This is a genomic window from Gordonia sp. NPDC003376, from assembly GCF_053589235.1.
The window spans coordinates 17939-37367 of record NZ_JBSFRM010000029.1; the positions used below are offsets into that span (position 1 = coordinate 17939).

A 19429-nucleotide genomic window follows, 5' to 3' on the forward strand; every position below is an offset into this window, starting at 1 on the left:
GCGCCCGACTGCGTTCTCCCCCGGCCCGATCCGCACCGTCCACGACTCGAACAGGACCCCCGATGGATTTCGATCTCACCGCCGAACAGCAACTGCTCGCCGACGGTCTCTCCCGTTTCCTCGCCACCCGCTACGGCCTGGAGGAGAGCCGTAAGGCCGCCAAGATCGGTGCCGGGTGGCAACCCGAGGTGTGGCGTGCCTTCGCCGACGAACTCGGTGTGCTCGGCGCCTGCCTGCCGGAGTCGGTGGGCGGCGACGCCGGCGGACCCGAGGAACTGATGGTGGTCACCGAGGCGTTGGGTGCGGCGCTGGTCGTCGAACCGTTCGTCGACACCGTCGTTCTCGGTGCGCGGCTACTGGCCCGCATCGATCATCCCGGCGCACGCGAACTCGCCCGACGCGTCGTCGACGGTGACGCGCTGTTGGCGCTCGCCGCCCTCGAGGACGGTTCCGGCGGTGTGCCGACCCGGGTGGCGACCACCGCGACCGGTGACGCCGACGGCTGGATTCTCGACGGCACCAAGCCGGTGGTGACCACCGCGCCGCTGGCCTCGCACCTCATCGTGGTGGCCCGCCTCGCCGACACCGACGAGCTCGCACTGTTTCTGGTGCCCGCCGGCGACGCCGCACCCGCGGGACTGGGTATGCACGCCTTCCGCACCGTCGACGACCGGCGCGCCGCCGACGTGAGCCTCGACGGCGTCCGCGTGGGGGCCGACGCGCTGTTGGTGTCGGGGGACGAGGCCACCGCTCTGCTGGAGCAGGCCTGGGACGAGGGCACTGCGGCCGTGGTCTCCGAAGCGGTCGGACTGATGCGCAAGGTGCTCGCCGACACCGTCGAATACACCAAACAGCGGCAGCAGTTCGGACGTCCCCTCGCCGGTTTTCAGGCACTCGCACACCGCATGGTGGACATGTACATCGAACTCGAACAGGCTGTCGCCGCACAGTATCTCGCGGCGCTCAGCCTCGATGCGCCGGCCGCCGAGCGCGCGTCGGCGGTATCGGCGGCCAAGGCCACGGTCAGCCGGGCGGCACGGTTCATCGGACAGAACTCGGTGCAGCTGCACGGCGGGATGGGCATGACCGAAGAGCTCGCGATCGGACACCACTTCCGGCGTCTGACCGTCATCGAGAACGAGTTCGGTTCGGCAGATGCACATCTCGCACGGTTCGAGCGGCTGGCACGCGCCTGACAGCGGAAACGCCTAGTCGGTCGCCACGGGGATTCCACTGCGGCTGAGCATCTCCCGGCCCAGGATCTGACGGACCGACGGCAGTCGCGAACTGGAGACCGCCAGCACGGTCAGCAGGACCCAGATGAGCGCACCGCTGGCGAGCATCAGCAACTGCAATGCCCACGACGGTGCGCCGAACCGCTCCGTCGCCGAATCCCGTGCCCACAGACGCCAGTAGATCATCAGGTTGACGGTCAGACCGACCCCGTAGGAGATGCCGAAGGAGAGCAGGTAGGCCCGCCACGTCCCGTCCTGCAGGCGGTCACCGAGGGGCTCGTGCCGCAACGGACTGATCACCGACAGCAGGTTGCCCACCCCGAGCCAGATGAGCACCATCACCACGAACTGGTCGATGACGGCGATCGTCTCGAGGTCGGTGGTCACCGCCAGCAGGGCGATCACCGGCGCGGCGGCCACCGTGACCAGACCACCCATCGTGAGGTTCTTGGCGATCAGGATGCGCCACAACCGTTCTCCTCCGGCCAGCTCGGTGAGCAGGCGGTCGGCCTCGAAGCACAGGGCGTTGGTGCACACCACGCTGCCGATCACCGCACCGAACAGATACAGCGACAGCGAACCGCGCTCCTCGTAGTCGGCCCAGCCGGCCAGCCGGTAGAACACCACCAGTGCGAGGCTGGTGGCGAGGGTGATGACCACGCGGATCAGGATCGAATGCGGTCGGTCGCGGAAGACATGGCCCACCTCGCTTCCGGTGCGCGCGGCCAGCCGGCGGGCGGCGAGGCGGGCATGGTCGAGGGGTGAGGCGAGGGTGTCGTCGCCGCCGACCGCTTCATCGACCGCGTCGAGGGCCTGCCCGACGACGAGCCGTGCCCGTCGGACCGCGACCACCGCATCGGCGATCGAGGCGGCGGTGAGCGCGGACGGTGCGGCCGAGCCGGCCTGGGTGACCGCGGTGCGGAGGCGGTCGGCGTCGGCGACGATGCCGTCGGCATCCTCGGACATCGTGCGCAGCGGATCGCCGGGGCTGCGGGTCGGGGCGGAACTCATGGAGAACACCTAAGCATCCGCCGCGGACGACCTGCACGTGCCGGTACCCGATCAGGTGTGCGGGCCGTTCACCGGAGAGGCCGGATCAGTGGAGACCGCCTTGCGGGAGGGTGCTCTGCGGGACGGTGGTCTGTTCGGTGTCCACCACGCTGCCCAACGTCACCGACACCGTGTGCTCGGACCCGCCGCTGCGCACCGTGAGCGGGACGCTCTGACCGGGGGAGTAGCCCAGGACCGCGGCCATCAGGTCGGCGTAGGAGGTGATCCGCTGGTCACCGACCTTGGTGATCACGTCACCGGAGGTGAGTCCGGCCGCGGCGGCCGGGCCGTTGGCCTGCACACCGGTGATCTGTGCCCCGGAGGTCGCGGTGGTGGCGGCCGCGGTGGTGGCGGCGATCGAACCGGTCACGCCCAGAACGGGTTTGGTGGCCTGACCGTTGTGCAGCAGTTCGTTGGCCACCCGGCTGGCGGTGTCGATCGGGATGGCGAAGCCCAACCCGAACGCCTGCACCCCGTCGGAACCACCGGACCCGGTGTCGACCGCGGAGTTCACGCCGATCACCTGTCCCTGCAGATTGACCAGTGGCCCACCGGAATTGCCGGGGTTGATCGGGGTGTCGGTCTGTAGCCCGTTGTAGACGGTGACCTGCGATCCCTGGCCGTCGCCTGCGGTCACCGTCCGCGACAGTGCGCTGATGATGCCCGACGTCACCGTGTTGGACAGGCTCTCCGGGCTGCCCACGGCCACCACCTGTTCGCCGACCCGGAGGCCCGCCGACGAGCCGATCGGTGCCGGGGTGAGGCCGCTGACCCCGCCGAGCTTGATCACCGCGAGATCGTACGACGGCGCGGTGCCGACGACGGTGGCCGGATGCGGGTTCTGGTCGGCGGTGGTCGCCGAGATGGTGGCCCCGGATCCGAGCGCGGACACCACATGGTTGTTGGTGAGGACATACCCGTCCTGGCTCAACACGATCCCGCTGCCGACGGCCGCTCCCTGGGAGCCGGTCACCTGGATGTCGGCGGTGTATTTCGACGCCGCCTGTGCCGCATAGGTGATCGAACCCGGCTGCGACGGCGCGGCCGGGGTGGGGGCCGCGGTGGTGAGCGTCGGTGCGTTCGTGGACGTGCCGACCGCGGTGTGGTCGAGGACGGCCTGCCCGCCGAGGGCGACCGCCCCACCGAGGAGTCCGGCGATCAGTGCGGTCGCCACGATCGGGGTGCTCGAGCGTCGTCCGGACCTCTGCGGTCCCGGCGGCGGCGCGGGCTGCCCGAGGATCGGCTGGGTGGGGTACGGCTGCCCGGGCTGCGTTGGTCCCTGCTGCGTTGGTCCCTGCTGCGTTGGTCCCTGCTGCGTTGGTCCCTGCTGCGTTGGTCCCTGCTGCGTTGGTCCCTGCTGCGTTGGTCCCTGCTGCGGCCCGGGCGGCTGCTGGGAGTGCGGCTGTTGCGGGCCGGGCTGCTGGGGATTCGGCTGTTGCGGGTGCGGCGGGGGGAACGACGACGGCGGCACCGGGGGAGTGGGATGAGTCACTCCACCACGGTGCCGACGGTGACTGAGAGGAATCCCAGGGAAGTCCACAGAATCGGCTGACCTTTTGCTGACGACCCCCCGCACGGCGCGTGGTTCGGCGCTCTGGGTCGACCGGTGGACTCGCCCGGCTTCCTACTTCACCTCGCTGCGCAGAATCCGCACGATCCCGAACGTCAGCGGCAGGGCGATCCAGATGACGCCGGAGACGATCAGTTTGGTCCATTCGCCACCGGTCGCCCAGTGTTCGGTCTGGAACGCGGCATTGGTGGAACTGATGTCGACCCAGGCGCCGATGTTGCGGCCGAACCACGGCACCAGCTCGGTGACCAGCGACAAGGCGGTCGGGAGTGCGAAGTAGGCGACGATCGCACCCGGGGTGCTCAGGATCAGCGCGGCGAACCCGAACCCGAGCAGCAACCCGAACAGTTGCAGCACAAGGGCGTTCACCAGACCGGCACCGGTGAACGTCCATGCGCCCGCGGGATCGGCCGCGATGACGCCGGCGACCACGTTGGCGACCGCACCGAGCAGCAACGACAGACCGACCGCGACGACGGCGGCGATCAGCATCGTCACCAGCTTCGCGATGACGATGCGCTGTCGGCGGGGTTCCATCGTGAACGTCGTCAGGGCGGTGCGTTGACTCCATTCACCGGTGACCAGCAGGATCGCCATCACCGGCAGGATGATCCCGGTGGGGATGTTCATCATCCCGAAGAACTGGCCGAAGTACAGATTGGCCGGGTCGTTGCGGTTGGCGATCAGCATCGCCACCGCCACGATCACCGAGATCACGGCGATGGATGCGGCCAGCCAGAACCCGGCGCGCGTGTCGGTGAGTTTGCGCAGTTCGACGGCGACCAGGCGGCTCATGGGGATCGAGCGCGCCCGGGATGCCCGCGGCGTGGCGGGCAGATCGTGGGTGTCGGTCAGGGTGGTCATCACAGGGCTCCTGCGGTCAGCGGTTGTTCACGTTGGGTGGCTGCGGTGAGGTTCAGGAACATCTCCTCCAGGCGGGCGCCGTCGCCGGCACGCAGCTCGGTCAAGGCGATGCCCTGCACTGCCGCCACCGCACCGACGTCGGCGGGCTCGGCGTCCACGTTGAGCCCCCCACCGGTCCCGGCCTCCACGCGGAGTCCGGCGGTGATGAGGGCGGTGGCGAGGGCGGTGTCGTCGGTGGACCGGACGACCGTGCCGGTGCCGGCGAGCAGTTCGGCCTTGGTGCCCTGCGCGACGATCCGGCCGTTGCCGATCACCACCAGATCGTCGGCGACGATCTCGATCTCGTGCAACAGGTGTGACGACAGCAGGACCGTCCCGCCGCGGTCGGCGTAGTCCCGGAGCAGTCCGCGCATCCAGTGGATACCCGCCGGATCGAGACCGTTGGCCGGCTCGTCGAGGATCAGGATGTGCGGATCGCCCATGAGCGCATTGGCGAGGCCGAGGCGCTGCCGCATACCGAGGGAGTAGTTGCGCACGCGGCGCCCCGCCTCCTCGGGGGTGAGGCTGACCAGCTCGAGCATGTCGTCGACGCGGCTGCGTGGCACGCCGATCGTCATGGCACTCAGCCGCAGGATCTCTTCGCCGGTACGTCCGGCATGCTGGGCGGAGGCGTCGAGCAGCGCGCCCACCTCGGTGGCCGGGTTCTCCAGATCGCGGTAGGTGCGGCCGTCGATGGTCGCCCGGCCCGAGGTGGCGGGAGTCAGTCCGGCCATGATGCGCATCGTCGTCGACTTGCCGGCACCGTTCGGTCCGAGGAAGCCGGTGACCTGCCCTGCCCGGCATGCGAACGAGATGTCGTCCACTGCGACGTAGTCGCCGTATCGCTTGGTGAGGTTCTCCACGGTGATCATGGCATTCATCGTTTCGCGTGCGGGTGGCGTGCCACATCGGCCGCGGGGCTCGAATCGGTATCAGCCGAAAGTCGCACACCACCCCCGCCGCGGGGATGAGGCGTATCCGGGTTGCCCCCCATTACGGTGAGGGCATGCGCCCGGAGGACTATCAACCGCGACTGACGAGATGGGGGCACCTCTGGCGACTGCTGCTGATGCTGGTGATCTCGGCGATCGCCACGACCGGACGCCTCGAGTACCAGATCGAGCATGCACGGTGGTGGCTGGCGATCGACGTCCTGCTCGGCGTCGCCGGACTCGTGGCGGTGTGGTGGCGTCGGGCCCATCCGGTGGTGGTGTGCACCTTCACCGCGGTCGCCAGCCTGGTGTCGATCACCGTATCGGGGCCTGCTGCACTGGCGTTGGTGTCGTTGTCGACGCGGCGGCGGTGGCGCGAGATCGTGCCGCAGGCGGTGCTCGGTATCGGTGCGGGTGTCCTGGCCGAGCGGATCGTGCCCGGGCCGACGCCGTCATCCGAGCCGATGTTCCTGATCGTGGTACTCACCGTGGCGATCGTCGGGGCGTTGATCGCATGGGGCCTCTACATCGGTTCGCGCCGTGAGCTTCTCGCGAGCTGGCGGTCGCGGGCGATGCTCGCCGAGCAGGAACAGCAGGCCAAGATCTCGCAGGCGCGGTCGGTGGAGCGGGCGCGGATCGCGCGTGAGATGCACGATGTTCTGGCGCATCGGATCTCGACGGTCAGCATGTATGCCGGTGCGCTCGCGTTCCGTGACGATCTGTCGGCGCAGGAGGTCACGCAGACCGCCCGCACCATCGAGGAGAACTCGCGGCTGGCACTGACCGAACTGCGCGAGGTGCTCGGGGTGCTCCGCGAAGGCCCCGGTGACGCCGATCCCGAACTGCCGCAGGTCCGCCCGGCCGACATCGAAGCGCTCATCGAGGAGAACCGCGACGCCGGTATGCGCATCGGCTACACCCTGTCGGCCGATCTGGACGCGGTGTCGGCGAGCACCGTCCGCACCCTCTATCGCTGTGTTCAGGAGGGGCTGACCAATGCGCGCAAACATGCACCGGCGGCGACGGTGACGGTGCGGATCGAACCCGCCCGTGCATCCGGGATCGACCTGCTGGTGGTCAATCCGTTGCCGATCGGCGATGCGAGGTCGGTGTTGCCCCCGTCCGGCCTGGGGTTGATCGGGCTCGGTGAGCGGGTCGCCCTGAGCGGTGGCCGACACTCGGTGACGCGGACCGACGATGCGATGTTCATCTTGCACGTCTGGCTTCCGGGACAGGAGTGAGAGGAGAATGCACGCGGTGAGTGCTCGCATCATGATCGTCGACGACGACCCACTGGTCCGTTCGGGACTCAGGTTGCTGCTCGGCGGAACCCCGGACCTGCAGATCGTGGCCGAGGCCGCCGATGGGCGCGTCGCCGTCGAGACACATACCGCCGACCCGGTGGACCTGGTCCTGATGGATCTGCGTATGCCGGAGATGGACGGGATCGCCGCCACCTCTGCGCTCAAGTCGGGGGACGACCCACCGGCGGTGATCGTGCTGACCACCTTCGACGCCGACGACTACGTGGTGCGGGCGCTCGCCGTCGGTGCCGACGGCTTCCTGCTCAAGGACACCCCGCCCGCCGAGATCGTCGCCGCCATCACCGGCGTCCTCGACGGTCGACCCGCGTTGAGTCCGTCGGTCACCGCCGCCCTCATCCGGCAGGTCGTCGACAACGGTGACACCGGCGGTTCCAGCGTCGCGCAGGATGCGTTGTCGGCGTTGACCGATCGCGAGCGCGACGTCGCTGTTGCCCTGGCCCGCGGGGCGTCGAACGCCGAGATCGCCGCCGACCTGCACCTGTCCGTCGCGACCGTCAAGGCCCACATCTCGCACATCTTCACCAAGCTCGACGCCACCAACCGCGTTCAGGTCGCGATCCTCGTCCACGACGCGGGTCTCGTCTGACGTCGGCCGCGTTTCGACTCGGTCCCTGCTTTGCCTTCGAAAGTGGTTGTACAGTAGGGGTGTTGAGACGATGTGGAGCGGAGCGACGTGTCGTGTCGAAGCCTCCGCCGGGTGGGTTTGGCATCTCAATCAATTACTGGCAGTTGCTGGTTGAGCCGCTGAGGAGCGGAGCGACGAGTCGTGTCGAAACCTCCGCCGGCCGAGGTACTCAACGCAACCAACGGGTCGCTGGTTGGTTTCGACATGTCCAACCGGCGGGCCAGGGCGCCCCCTCGCTGCCAGGCCGGTCGTCGCCTGGGTTGACCAGTGACGAAGGGGCGGACGTCGAAACCAATCCAGTGAGCTGACGATGTCGGCATCCCAACAGCCCCACGGGTGAACCCGAACCCCCAGGGTGAACAGGCTTCACAATCCATCCATAAATATTGTTCGACTTGCAAATTCGGCGTACCTTCGCCTATATGTTCGCTACAATGGAACACATGCAGGGGGAGCTGGACACCATTCTCGACGCACTCATCGATTGTCGTTTCGACGACGATCCGACCGGGCCGGTCGTCTTCGCGGACCTGCAGACACTGGTCACCATCAGGAACGTCGTGGATGCATTGACCGCATCCGGGGCTGGTCATCTCGACCGGCTGGGGGTTGCGCAGAATCACGGGCGTAAGCCGATCGCCTTGTTGATCGAGATGGGCTTCGCACCCGCCGTCGCTGCCCGGATACAGCGGATCGGGACGTCGACGACCCTCGGCAGGACACTGAACCATGCTGCCGACGGAGCGATCTCCGGTGAACACGTCGACGCCATCGTGCGCGGACTCAACCAGATCGGACTACGCGCCGGAGAACCACCCGACACCGACACCTGGGCGACCTTCGAAGGCGACCTGCTCGCCCAAGTCCTGTCCGGCGCGACACCGGCCGAGGTGATGGCACGCGCCCACCAATTGGGGGACCATCACTCATCGGATACCGACGGTGGACGCCCGGCGAAAGAAGACCGCAACCTGAACGCTCTGGATATCGGGCGCACCGATGATGGGCGAGTCTCGGTGTCGGGCAGTTTTGATGTTGTTGTCGGGGAGAAGCTCGCGACGGCGATCGAGAAGCTGTCGGCTCCGGTTCCGCAGCCGGATGGTTCGACAGACCCCCGCGAGGCGCCCCGACGTCGCGCTGACGCCTTGGAGATGGTTGTGGATATGGCCGCCGGTGCCGGGGAACGGTCGGTCACTGCTCTACCGGCAGCGTTGATCACCCTGTCGGTACCTGCGGATGCACCGAACAAGACCGAGTTGGCGTTCGGCGGTTCGATCACCCGCAACACCCTCCTCGAAACGACGTGTGACGGTGTGGTGGTGATGACCATCGTCGACGGCGAACGGGTTCCGTTGGATATGGCGCGGGCGAAACGGTTGTTCACCGCCGGTCAGCGGCGGGCGTTGTTCGAGCGGGATCGGTGTTGCATCAAGTGTGGTGCCCCGGCGTCGAGGACTCAGGCCCATCACATCGCGCATTGGTCGGATGGTGGTGCCACCGACCTGGCCAACGGTTGCCTGTTGTGCACCTCGTGTCATGCCGATGTGCATCACAACGGATGGGATGTGTATATGGGACCCGACTCTCATCCGTGGTTGCTCCCACCGGAGGTGGTGGATCCGCGTCGTCGTCCGATTCCGGCGTACAACCGGCGGTTCGCTGATGAACTGCCGAATGCTGCCTGACTGTCGATAGAGCTTGTGTTCTTTGAGAACTTCATAGAGATAAGGGTGGGTGTCGGAGCCTCCGCTGGTTGCGTTGGTGAGTTCGGCCGGCGGAGGTTTCGACACGTCTCGTCGCTTCGCTCCTTGTCGGCTCAACCATCAACGGCCACAATATGATTGAGCCGATCCGTCTTCCATGATTGAGTCACGCGCTCTTTGCTGATTGAGCCGGGACCGAGCATCGCGAGGACCCGTGTCGAAATCTCTGCAGCTTGCGTTGGGTGGTGACCACGTCGGTGGGGGTCACGTTGGCGAGGTCGGCCGGCGGGGGTTTCGACACGCCTCGTCAGCGGCTACACGATGATTGAGCCGGGACCGAGCATCGCGAGGACCCGTGTCGAAATCTCTGTAGCTGGTGGTGGTTGCGTTGGCGAGGTCGGCCGGTGGAGGTTTCGACACGCCTCGTCAACGGCCCGTTGCTGATTGAGCCGGGACCGAGCATCGCGAGGACCCGTGTCGAAATCTCCGCAGCTTGCGTTGGGTGGTGACCACCTCAGAGGTGGGTGTGTTGGCGAGGTCGGCCGGCGGAGGTTTCGACACGCCTCGTCGCTGCGCTCCTCTCGGCTCAATCATCAACGGCCAGTGAATGATTGAGTCTGTCTTCTGGGGTGCCGGCGTTGGCGTAGGCGGATTCAAGGGGCAGTGCAACAGAGTACTGTACGGTCGACAGTGGTAACACATTCATGACTACCGCGCGCGTCCGGAGCGCCGATGCGACCGAATGGCGCAACTACACCGGCTGTTCGGTGATCTCGGTCTGGCTGCGGCCGGCGATGGTGAACGCGCACAGTGAGATCGAGGCGGCGACGATCATGACGATCGCCAGCGGGGCCGCGGTGGCCGAGCCCTTGATACTCACCAGCGGGGAGACCGCCGCCGCGATGCCGAACTGCAATGCTCCGATGACCGCCGACGCGCGACCGGCGCGCGCCCCCGCCGACGAGAGGGCCAGTGCCGTCCCGTTACCGAAGACCAGACCCAGGCTGCCGACCACGGCGACCAGCGGGATGGCCAACGACCAGGAGGGCGCCGATGTGGCCACCAGGATCGCGAAGACGATGACCGCAGTGGACATCACCGACAGGCCGGTTCGCATCAGGTCGCGGATGGCGTGGGTGGCGACGAGGCGCGCGGACAACGCGCTGACGCAGACCAGGCACAGCGAGTTGGCGCCGAAGGTGAGGCCGTACTGCGAACTGCTGAGCCCGATCATGTCCTGATAGAGGAACGGCGATGCCGAGATATAGCCCATCAACACCGCGAAGGCGAAGGCGAAGGCCACGCTGTACGAGACGAACTGACGGTTTCGTAGCACCGACGGCGCGTGTTCGGTGTCCGACGCACCAACTGCGCGACGTGCACGCCTCTCCGGCGGAAGGGTCTCTCGGATCACGGTGATGATCGCCACCAGCATCGCCACCGACAACGCGAGGACCACGCCCAGGATGCCGCGCCAGCCCAGCGGGCCGACCAGGAATCCACCGACCAGTGGGGCGATGACGGGCGCCACGCCGCCGACGATCATCATCAGGCTGAAGGCACGTGCAGCCTGCTTGCCGACGGCCAGGTCGGCGATGATCGCGCGACCGATCACCATGCCCGCCGCCCCGCCGAGGCCCTGGACGAAACGGGCGGCCACCAGCACGCCGACCGTCGGTGCCATCACCGTCACCGCACCCGCGGCGACGCACAGCGCCGAACCCACCAACAGGGGCGTGCGACGTCCGAACCGATCCGACAACGGCCCGAATGTCAACTGGCCGACCGTCACACCGACGAGGAATGCGGTCAGGGAGAGTTGGACCGCGGTCTCCGACGCGTGCAGTTCCTCGGTCATCTCGGGGAAGGCCGCCAGATACAGATCGGTGGCGAACGGTGCCACTGCCGACAACAGGGCCAGGACCAACAGGAGTCGTCCGGTGACGCCACCTCGTGTGGTCGACGGCTGACCCGCAGTGCCACGGGTGGAATCGGTGGGAGAGGTGGACGTGCTCATTTGGTTATGAAAACATATCTACATGACGGATGTCGACCGCAACGATCTGCTGATCGAGATCGCCGACCGCGTCCTGCGTGTCGGGCGTGAGGTGGAACCGCATGGCCCCCGCGGGGCCGTCGGGGCGGTGGAACTCTCCGGGACCGAGGCGTCGGTGATGCGGTGGATCGACCGCAATCCGGGGACCACGCCCGCCGAGACCGCCGATGCAACCGTGCTCAAACGGAGCAATCTCAGCGCGGCGCTGCGGTCGCTCGAGGCCAAGGCGATGATCGAACGTCGTCCCGACCCCGACGATGCGCGATCGGTCCGGCTGTACGGCACGCCGGTCGCCGACGACTCGATCGCCAAGGTGCGCGCGTTCTGGGTGGAGCGCCTCGTCGGTGCCCTGGACGAGACGCCCCTGTCGGATGCGGCGCCGATCGACATGGACGACCTCCGGGTCACGTTGCGGGTGCTGGACCGCCTGGCCGAGCGCTTGCGCACCGGCCACTGACGGTGACGGAGTGCACACTGGAGGACAGGGCCGCCCGACAGCGGCTCCGTACCCGACGATGGGAGGCCACTGATGGCTGGTGAGAACGGGCCCTTCGGATTCGATCCGGACGACCTCGACAGATTCGCCCGCGAGGCCGGCGAGGGCCTGCGCGAGGTGTTCGGGAAGATGTTCGCCGGCAATGCCGCGCCGGGTGTGTGGGCGAACTTCGTCGACGCCGCCGGCCGCCGCACCGAGACCCGGCGCGAACCGGCGACCACCGGACAGACCGGGTCCGGTGTGTGGGCGGTGTTCGTCGTCGACGACACCGGCGGTGCGCGGGTCGAGCAGGTCTACGCGTCCGAACTCGACGCCCTGCGCGCCAACCAGTACAACACCGACCCGAGTCGTCGGGTGCGGTTCCTGCCCTACGGCATCGCCGTGAGCGCCCTCGACGGCTCCGCACTGGAATCGGGCGAGGACCCCGCCGGCAGCTGATCCGGGCTCCTGTGCGGCAAGATCATCGGGGTGATCGTTCTCGCCGCGGAGGCAACCTCGGAAACATCCAGTGCCACGACGCTGTTCTGGATCGCCGTCGCGGCTGTCCTGGCCCCGCTGGTCGCCCGCCTGACCCGGCGCTATGTACCCGAGGTCGTGGTCCTGCTGGTGCTCGGCATGTTGGTGGGTCCCTATGTCCTCGACATCGCCGATCCCGGCTCGGTGTCCGCGGTGAGTCAGCTGGGCCTGGGCATGCTGTTCCTGCTCGCCGGATTCGAACTCGACTCGTCATTGCTGCGCGGTCGGACCGGTGCCGTCGCCGGCGGGACCTGGCTGGTCAGCCTGGTGATCGCGACGACGGCGGTGGCGCTGTTGGTCGACACCGGCGATTTCACCGCACATGTGGCCATCGCGATCGCGATGACCTCGACCGCGCTCGGGACGTTGTTGCCGATCCTCAAGGCCGACGGTCTGCTACGACTGCCGCTGGGTCGCTCGGTGATGGCGCACGGTGCGATCGGCGAGTTGGGGCCGATCCTCGCGATGTCGTTGCTGCTGACCAGCCGCAACCTGCTCGGCGCGGCGATCGTCCTCGTCCTGTTCGCGATCGCGGTGCTGCTCATCGCCCGGGTGCCTGCGCACGCGTCGCGGATACCGGGACTGCGCTCGGCGATCACCGAGATGGACGCCGGGACCTTCCAGCTGTCGGTGCGGGTGGTGGTCTTGCTGCTGGCGTCGCTGATGGCGGTGGCCGCGGTGTTCGACCTCGACGTCGTGCTCGGTGCCTTCGCCGCCGGGCTCATCCTGCGGCGCCTGCTCCCGGAGGGCAGCGGGGTCACCCGACGACTCGAGGTGATCGGCTTCGGGTTGCTGATCCCGGTGTTCTTCGTGACCTCCGGGATGAACATCGATCCGGGTGCCGTCGCCGGCCGTCCCGGACTGTGGGTGATCCTCGTGATCGGGATCGGGGTGGCCCGCGGCGTCCCGGTATGGGTGTCGGAACGATTCATCGGGCACGGCGCCACGCCGCCGGACGAGCGGCAACGGGTTCAGGTGGCGTTCTATGCGGCGACCGGCCTGCCGATCATCGTGGCGGTCACCAGCGTCGCCGTCGACAGTGACCTGATGAGTGCGCAGCTCGCGTCGATCCTCGTCGCAGCCGGCGCGACGACGGTGCTGCTCTTCCCGCTGGCGGCACGGTTGCTCACCCGGAAAGACAGCACCGTCGTCGGTGACACGGAATCGGACGCAGCTGCGTCAGACGGTCAGAGGTACTGACCGCAGACCGGCCAGGCGCCGGGGCCCTGGCTGGCCAGGGTGTTCTCGGCGACGCGGATCTGCTCCTCGCGGGAGGCGCCGTCCGGGCTGCCGGTGCCGCCGTTGGCGGCCCAGGTGCTCGGGGTGAACTGCAGGCCGCCGTAGTAGCCGTTGCCGGTGTTGATGCCCCAGTCACCGCCGCTCTCGCACTGGGCGACGGCGTCCCAGTTGTGGCCGGTGTCGGCCGAGGCGGTTGCGGTGGCCAGACCGAAGGGTGCCACAGCCAGTGCACCGATCAGGCCGGCGCGAACGGCGAGCTTCTTCATGGTGGTCGTCATCGTTTTCCTCCTCTGATTCACCCTCGATTTCGGGTGATTCGCGGACCGGTGGCGACCATACGGGGTTGGTAACGGTCAGGTCACTTCCGACATCTCGACCTGCGGTCGGCGTATCACGGATGAATAACGGCGCGATTTTACCGTGTATTACCTGCGTATTACGGCGTGTCGGACCGCGCTGGGGGCAATTCGCGAGAGTCCGATTTGTGACGAAAGCCATGGATAAACTGTGAGCCGAATCACTGGTCAATTCCCGTGCTCTGTGGTGGATGTGTCGGGTGGGACGTGGTGCTCAGGGAATGCACAGACCCCGCTGGCTGGCCTGGCCCGCAATGTCACCCGGCGCTGATCACCCACCCGAAGCCGCGCCGCCGAGACGGCCACCCGGCGGAGGGTTCCGTGCCGATGACGGCCACCGACTGACCGCAGGTGAGGCATACCGCCGATCGCCGGCAACCCGGATGCCGCCGTTGCGGGTTCCGGACCCACCGGTGTCGGTACCGCAGGCATCGCCGCGGCGTCCGCCGTCCCATCCCTCCCATCCCTCCCATCCCGCCCGAGGTCGGCGGGCGACGGTGTTCGCCCGGATCGGGCTGCTCCTGGGGTCGGTGATGGCGTTCGTGATCACCGGTGGACTGTGGTGGACCGCCGGCACCGTGACCGGCGGACTGGACTTCTCCGATGCGCTCGGGGACGGCCCCCGCTCGTCCGGTGGCGCGCAGAACATCCTGCTGATGGGCCTGGACACCCGCCGGGACAAGCACGGCGACGACCTCCCGGCCGACGTCCTGCGCCAGTTGCATGCCGGTGACGGGGAGGTCGGTGGATACAACACCAACACCCTGATCGTCCTGCACGTGCCCGCCGCCGGCACCCCGATCACCGCGTTCTCCATCCCTCGCGACGACCTGGTCACCGTCCACGGCCTCGGATGTCGAGCAGGCCAAGATCAAAGAGGTGTACGGCCGCACCAAGGCCCGCGTCGAGGACACCCTGCAGGCCGATGGCGTCACCGACCCGGCGACGCTCGAGACCCGGGGGCGTGAGGCCGGTCGGGCGGCGACAATCCGAGCGGTCCGTGATCTGACAGGTGTACCGATCGACCGATTCGCCGAGGTCGGCCTCGTCGGCTTCTACGATCTGGCCACCGCACTCGGCGGGGTGCAGGTGTGTCTGAACCATGCGGTGTCCGACGACTACTCGGGCGCCGACTTCCGGGCCGGGGTACAGACGCTCTCGGCATCGAGGTCACTGGCCTTCGTCCGGCAACGTCACGGCCTCACCAACGGTGATCTCGACCGCACCCACCGACAGCAGGCCTTCCTCTTGTCGGCGCTGCACCAGGTCACCACGGCCGGCACGCTGACCGATCTCGGCAAGCTGACGCGTCTCCTGGGCGTGATCGACGACGACGTGGTGCTCTCGGCGGGGTGGGATGTGGTGTCGTGGGGCAGGGATCTGGCGAGCACCCCGGACCAGAAGATCGCCTTCCGCACGCTGCCGGTGGTGCGCTACGCGACTGTCGACGGCCAGGACGTCAACATCATCGACCCGGCTGCGATCCGCGCGCAGGTGCAGGCAGCGTTCGGCGTGCGGTCCTCGGCGCCGCGAGTCGCCGGACCAGGAGCCACCACACCTCGAACGGACGCGTCGTCGGCTGTCGGTGGCGTCGTCGACAGTGGGAGCCCGGGTGCCGGCAGCCCGGATGCCGGCAGCACGGATGCCGGCAGCACGGATACCGGCGGCACAGATCCGGGCGGTCCTCCCCCCGACAACGGCGGCCCGGTGATCAACGCCGGCGACGGCGTCCCCTGCGTGGACTGATCGCGGGGCGGATCGACCGGATCGCCTGCGGGCGGATACCTGACCGGCCGGTCGGGTTCGGTGCGAACCGGCCGGTCGAGCGGCCCCGTACCGGCACACTGGGTGGTGTCGTGGGCGAGCAGTGAGGAGACCGTCGTGGAGCAAACCGCAGTCGTCGAGCAGGCCGGGTCGATCGAGGTGGGTGTCACCGAGCCGCTGGGTGTGATCACCCTGGTCAACGCCCGACGGCGCAATCCGTTGTCGAGCGAGACGATGCGCGCGATCACCGCTGCTCTCCGTGGATTCGCCGATGACGGCGCGGTGCGGGTCGTGATCATCCGCGCCCTCGGTCCGGCGTTCTCCGCCGGACATGATCTCGGCGAACTCGTCGGCCGGACCCTCGAGGACGAGCAGGCGGTCTTCGATACCTGCGTCGAGATGATGACGGCCGTCCATGAGCTCGACAAACCGGTGATCGCCGAGGTCTCCGGGATGGCCTTCGCCGCCGGATGCCAGCTGGTCGCGACCTGTGATCTCGCCGTCGCGTCGACGACGGCCACGTTCAGTACCCCCGGTGTGCGGATCGGACTGTTCTGCTCCACGCCGATGGTCGCGGTGACCCGGGCCATCGGACGAAAACGTGCGATGAAGATGCTCCTCACCGGAGACCCGATCGACGCGGAGACCGCCGCCGACTGGGGCCTGGTCAACGACGTCGTCCAACCCGACGAGCTCGAGGGTGCCGTGCGGGATCTGGCGCTGCGGATCGCCGGATCGAGCGCCTCGACCCTCGCCATCGGCAAACGCGCCTTCTACCGCCAGATCGACGAGACCGAGCCGCGTGCCTACGAGATGATGGCGGAGACCATGGCGACCAACGCCATGACCTGCGATGCACAGGAGGGGATGAGCGCCTTCCTCGCCAAGCGTCACCCGGTGTGGACCGACAGCTGAGCCGATGTCACTTGTCCGGTCGGGTCCCCGGGTCGGTCTGGTCGCCGGGGTCGGGTGAGGTGCCCGTCTCGGGGGTGTCGGGGGTCGCGGTGGTCTCGGGGGCGCCATTCGATGCCGGTCGGGCCGACGTGGACTCGATGAGCGTGTCCACTCCGCCGGCCTCCACTCCGCGTGTCTCAGGCCCAGGGGCGTCGGGATCGGTTGGCTCCGGCGGGGATTCGCGCTTCGGTGTCGACGACGTCACGAGCACATCGGCCCAACGCGTGGACGGGTCGATGTCGATCAGCAGGGCCTTGCACATGATGGTCAGCGGCACCGCAAGGATCGCGCCGAGACCGCCGAGCACCCAGGCCCAGAAGATCAGCGAGATGAACGTCAACGTGGTGGAGAGGCCGACGGCGTCGCCGACGAACTTCGGCTGGATCACCGACTGGATGACCACGTTGATCACGCTGTAGATCAGGATCACCAGGAGCATCTGGCCCACCCCGCCGTCGAGCAGACCGAGCAGCGCCGGCGGGATCACACCGATCACGAAACCGATGTTGGGGATGTAGTTGGTGATGAACGACAGCAGACCCCACAGGATCGGCAGCGGGATACCGATGATCCACAGCGCCACCGAATCGAAGACCGCGACGATCAGACCGAACAGCGTCGATACCCACAGGTAGCTTCGGGTTGCCTGCGCGAACGAGGTGAAAGCCGCTGCGACATCCGGTCGTTCGGCACGCAGGATATCCATGCGATCGCCGAAGGCGACGCTGTCGGCGGCCATGAACAACAGGATGGCCAGGATCAGGATCAGCGCCGAGGTGACGCCGAGGGTGGATTGCAGGACGTCGCCGACCACGCCGATCACCTTGCTGGAGTCGACATGGGAGATCATGTCCTGCACCTTCTCGTGGCTGACGCCATGGGAGGTGAGGAAGTTCTGGAAGTCGTGTACCAGGTCGTTGAACTTGTCGCTGTAGGTCGGCAGGATCGTGGCGAGCCGGGCCACCGAGTAGACCAGGGATGCGAACAACCCGATCAGGATGCCGTAGACCAGCAAGATCGTGGTCAGGAACGCCACCCACGTCGGTGCGCCCTTCTTCCGGATCCATCCGGCCACCGGCGACACCGCGACGGTGAGCATGAGGGCCAGGAACACCGGGGCGACGATCGATGACACCGACTTGATCCCGGCGACCGCCACCACCAGTCCGGCGAGGGTCACCAGCACGATGGTGCCGCGCGGCATGGACCACTCGGGTGGGTTCTCCCGCACCACCGCAGGGGCGGGGGTCTTGCGGCTACGCGCCATGGTTTCCCTCTCGTCCGAGGGACCTCCGGGAAGCCCGGATCAGCACGCGCGGGCGTGGTCCCGGCTGGATCGTAGTTCGTGATCGTGTCGCGGGAGGTGGCATCGCGGGCACACCGCGGTGAAATCATCCTCGTCGGGTGACGCCTTTAATCCCGGTCTGGTTTCAAAGGTGGGCGACACGGCCCGGGATCGACAGACTGTCGGGGCCCGAAACCGATGGAAGGACCACCGTGACCGCCACGACCGCCCGTGAATACACCGACACCGACCTCGACGAGATCTTCCGTCCGGTCTTCGACCGGATCGCCGAGGGCGCGGTGCGCCGGGAGTCCGCGCGAGAACTGGCCCGCGACGAGATCGGCTGGCTCAAGGATGTGCGGTTCGGTGCGCTGCGCGTACCCGTCGAGTTCGGTGGCTACGGGGCATCGGTGCGCACCCTGTTCCGTCTGCTGATAGACCTGGCCGCGGCCGAATCGAATCTGCCGCAGGCTCTTCGGGTGCACTGGTCGTTCGTCGAGGACCAGCTGCTGTCCACCGACACCCCGGCCCGGGAGGACTGGCTGCGGGCGGTCGCCGACGGCACCCTGGTCGGCAACGCCATCACCGAGCCCGGAGTGGGCGCGGTGGACCGCTACCGCACCACCCTCACCGAGGTCGACGGTGCGCTCACGCTCGACGGCACCAAGTACTACAGCACCGGCAGCCTGTACTCCGACCACATCCTGGTGGCCGCCGACCGCGACGGCGAGCGGGTGTCGGTGCTCGTCGACGCCGACGCCCCCGGTGTCACCCAGCACGACGACTGGGACGGATTCGGGCAGCGTCTCACCGCCAGCGGCACCACCGAGTTCGCCGGTGTGGACGTGCCCGCCGACCGCGTGCTCGGCGCGGGTTACGGTGCCCCCGGCCGGACGTACTCGACGTCGTATCTGCAGCTCGTGCAGCTGGCCGTCCTCGCCGGGATCGCCCAGCGCGCACTCGACGACGTCGCCGAGTGGGTGCGTGCGCGTACCCGCACCTTCACCCATGCCGCAGCCGACCTGCCGCGTCAGGATCCGCTGGTGCAGCAGGTGATCGGCCGGCTGTCGGCGGCTGCGTACACCTCGCGGACGCTGGTGCTCGACATCGCCGAGAAGCTCGATCGGATCCTCGCCGGGGGAGCCACCGACGAGGCGCTGCTCGATGAGGTGGAGTTCGACGTCGCCCGCGCCCAGCACGCGGTGATCACCACCGTGCTCGACGCCACCACCCAGCTGTTCGAGGTCGGCGGTGCGTCGATCACCTCCGAGCAGTTGCGGCTCGACCGGCACTGGCGCAACGCGCGCACCATCTCCGCGCACAACCCGCTGATCTACAAGCTGCAGGCGATCGGCGACCATGTCCTCAACGGCACCGATCTCCCGTACGCGTGGAGCGCGGGCAAGCGGTAGCCCTCCGT

Annotated in this window: 16 protein-coding genes and 1 pseudogene; 10 read left to right on the plus strand and 7 right to left on the minus strand. The window is 67.9% G+C overall.

Going from position 1 to position 19429, the window contains the following annotated elements; all coding sequences use genetic code 11:
* Window positions 1-62 precede the first annotated feature (62 nt).
* Window positions 63-1196: an acyl-CoA dehydrogenase family protein gene (locus ACWDUA_RS21700; RefSeq protein ID WP_449753083.1), complete on the plus strand. Its 1134-nt coding sequence runs from the start codon at window positions 63-65 to the stop codon at window positions 1194-1196.
* A 12-nt stretch (window positions 1197-1208) separates the two neighbouring features.
* On the opposite strand, the gene ACWDUA_RS21705 is transcribed toward ACWDUA_RS21700, so the two are convergent.
* From ACWDUA_RS21705 to ACWDUA_RS21720, 4 genes are all read right to left on the minus strand, one after another.
* On the minus strand, window positions 1209-2246 hold the full coding sequence (locus ACWDUA_RS21705; RefSeq protein ID WP_449753084.1) for a hypothetical protein: 1038 nt from the start codon (window positions 2244-2246) through the stop codon (window positions 1209-1211).
* An 85-nt stretch (window positions 2247-2331) separates the two neighbouring features.
* Window positions 2332-3459 (minus strand): S1C family serine protease, encoded by a 1128-nt coding sequence (locus tag ACWDUA_RS21710; protein ID WP_449753085.1) that lies wholly within the window; start codon window positions 3457-3459, stop codon window positions 2332-2334.
* Window positions 3460-3909: 450 nt separating this feature from the next.
* Entirely contained in the window at window positions 3910-4719 is an 810-nt protein-coding gene (locus ACWDUA_RS21715; protein ID WP_449753086.1) for an ABC transporter permease, read from the minus strand.
* The gene (locus tag ACWDUA_RS21720) at window positions 4719-5639 is read right to left on the minus strand and encodes an ABC transporter ATP-binding protein (protein WP_449753087.1); all 921 of its coding nucleotides are present in this window, start codon (window positions 5637-5639) and stop codon (window positions 4719-4721) included. Before ACWDUA_RS21720 ends, ACWDUA_RS21715 begins: the two co-directional genes overlap by 1 nt.
* A 125-nt stretch (window positions 5640-5764) precedes the next feature.
* Between ACWDUA_RS21720 and ACWDUA_RS21725 the strand changes: the two genes are divergently transcribed.
* The 3 genes from ACWDUA_RS21725 to ACWDUA_RS21735 all read left to right on the plus strand — a co-directional run bounded on the left by ACWDUA_RS21725 (window position 5765) and on the right by ACWDUA_RS21735 (window position 9325).
* Complete coding sequence (locus ACWDUA_RS21725; RefSeq protein WP_449753088.1) at window positions 5765-6931, plus strand: sensor histidine kinase; 1167 nt, start codon at window positions 5765-5767, stop codon at window positions 6929-6931.
* A gap of 16 nt (window positions 6932-6947) precedes the next feature.
* A complete protein-coding gene (locus ACWDUA_RS21730; RefSeq protein WP_449753089.1) occupies window positions 6948-7601 on the plus strand; it encodes a response regulator in 654 nt (217 codons plus the stop codon).
* A gap of 482 nt (window positions 7602-8083) precedes the next feature.
* A complete protein-coding gene (locus tag ACWDUA_RS21735; RefSeq protein WP_449753090.1) occupies window positions 8084-9325 on the plus strand; it encodes a DUF222 domain-containing protein in 1242 nt (413 codons plus the stop codon).
* Window positions 9326-10094: 769 nt separating this feature from the next.
* Here ACWDUA_RS21735 and ACWDUA_RS21740 read toward each other — a convergent pair.
* Window positions 10095-11360: a multidrug effflux MFS transporter gene (locus ACWDUA_RS21740; protein WP_449753091.1), complete on the minus strand. Its 1266-nt coding sequence runs from the start codon at window positions 11358-11360 to the stop codon at window positions 10095-10097.
* Window positions 11361-11382: 22 nt separating this feature from the next.
* On the opposite strand from ACWDUA_RS21740, the gene ACWDUA_RS21745 reads away from it, so the two are divergent.
* From ACWDUA_RS21745 to ACWDUA_RS21755, 3 genes are all read left to right on the plus strand, one after another.
* Window positions 11383-11856: a MarR family winged helix-turn-helix transcriptional regulator gene (locus tag ACWDUA_RS21745; RefSeq protein ID WP_449753092.1), complete on the plus strand. Its 474-nt coding sequence runs from the start codon at window positions 11383-11385 to the stop codon at window positions 11854-11856.
* 72 nt (window positions 11857-11928) lie between these two features.
* The gene (locus ACWDUA_RS21750; protein WP_449753093.1) at window positions 11929-12333 is read left to right on the plus strand and encodes a hypothetical protein; all 405 of its coding nucleotides are present in this window, start codon (window positions 11929-11931) and stop codon (window positions 12331-12333) included.
* A gap of 33 nt (window positions 12334-12366) precedes the next feature.
* Window positions 12367-13611, plus strand: coding sequence for a cation:proton antiporter (locus ACWDUA_RS21755; RefSeq protein WP_449753119.1), 1245 nt, complete (start codon window positions 12367-12369; stop codon window positions 13609-13611).
* Here ACWDUA_RS21755 and ACWDUA_RS21760 read toward each other — a convergent pair.
* The gene (locus ACWDUA_RS21760) at window positions 13599-13928 is read right to left on the minus strand and encodes a transglycosylase family protein (RefSeq protein ID WP_449753094.1); all 330 of its coding nucleotides are present in this window, start codon (window positions 13926-13928) and stop codon (window positions 13599-13601) included. The two genes, ACWDUA_RS21755 and ACWDUA_RS21760, sit on opposite strands and share 13 nt — an antisense overlap.
* 461 nt (window positions 13929-14389) lie before the next feature.
* Between ACWDUA_RS21760 and ACWDUA_RS21765 the strand changes: the two are divergent.
* Together ACWDUA_RS21765 and ACWDUA_RS21770 are read left to right on the plus strand one after the other, a co-directional pair.
* Window positions 14390-15752: pseudogene (locus ACWDUA_RS21765) on the plus strand (LCP family protein).
* A gap of 135 nt (window positions 15753-15887) precedes the next feature.
* Complete coding sequence (locus ACWDUA_RS21770; RefSeq protein WP_449753095.1) at window positions 15888-16685, plus strand: enoyl-CoA hydratase; 798 nt, start codon at window positions 15888-15890, stop codon at window positions 16683-16685.
* Window positions 16686-16692: 7 nt separating this feature from the next.
* On the opposite strand, the gene ACWDUA_RS21775 is transcribed toward ACWDUA_RS21770, so the two are convergent.
* Window positions 16693-17928, minus strand: coding sequence for an AI-2E family transporter (locus ACWDUA_RS21775; RefSeq protein WP_449753120.1), 1236 nt, complete (start codon window positions 17926-17928; stop codon window positions 16693-16695).
* A 293-nt stretch (window positions 17929-18221) separates the two neighbouring features.
* Between ACWDUA_RS21775 and ACWDUA_RS21780 the strand changes: the two genes are divergently transcribed.
* On the plus strand, window positions 18222-19421 hold the full coding sequence (locus tag ACWDUA_RS21780) for an acyl-CoA dehydrogenase family protein (protein ID WP_449753096.1): 1200 nt from the start codon (window positions 18222-18224) through the stop codon (window positions 19419-19421).
* Window positions 19422-19429: the final 8 nt, after the last annotated feature.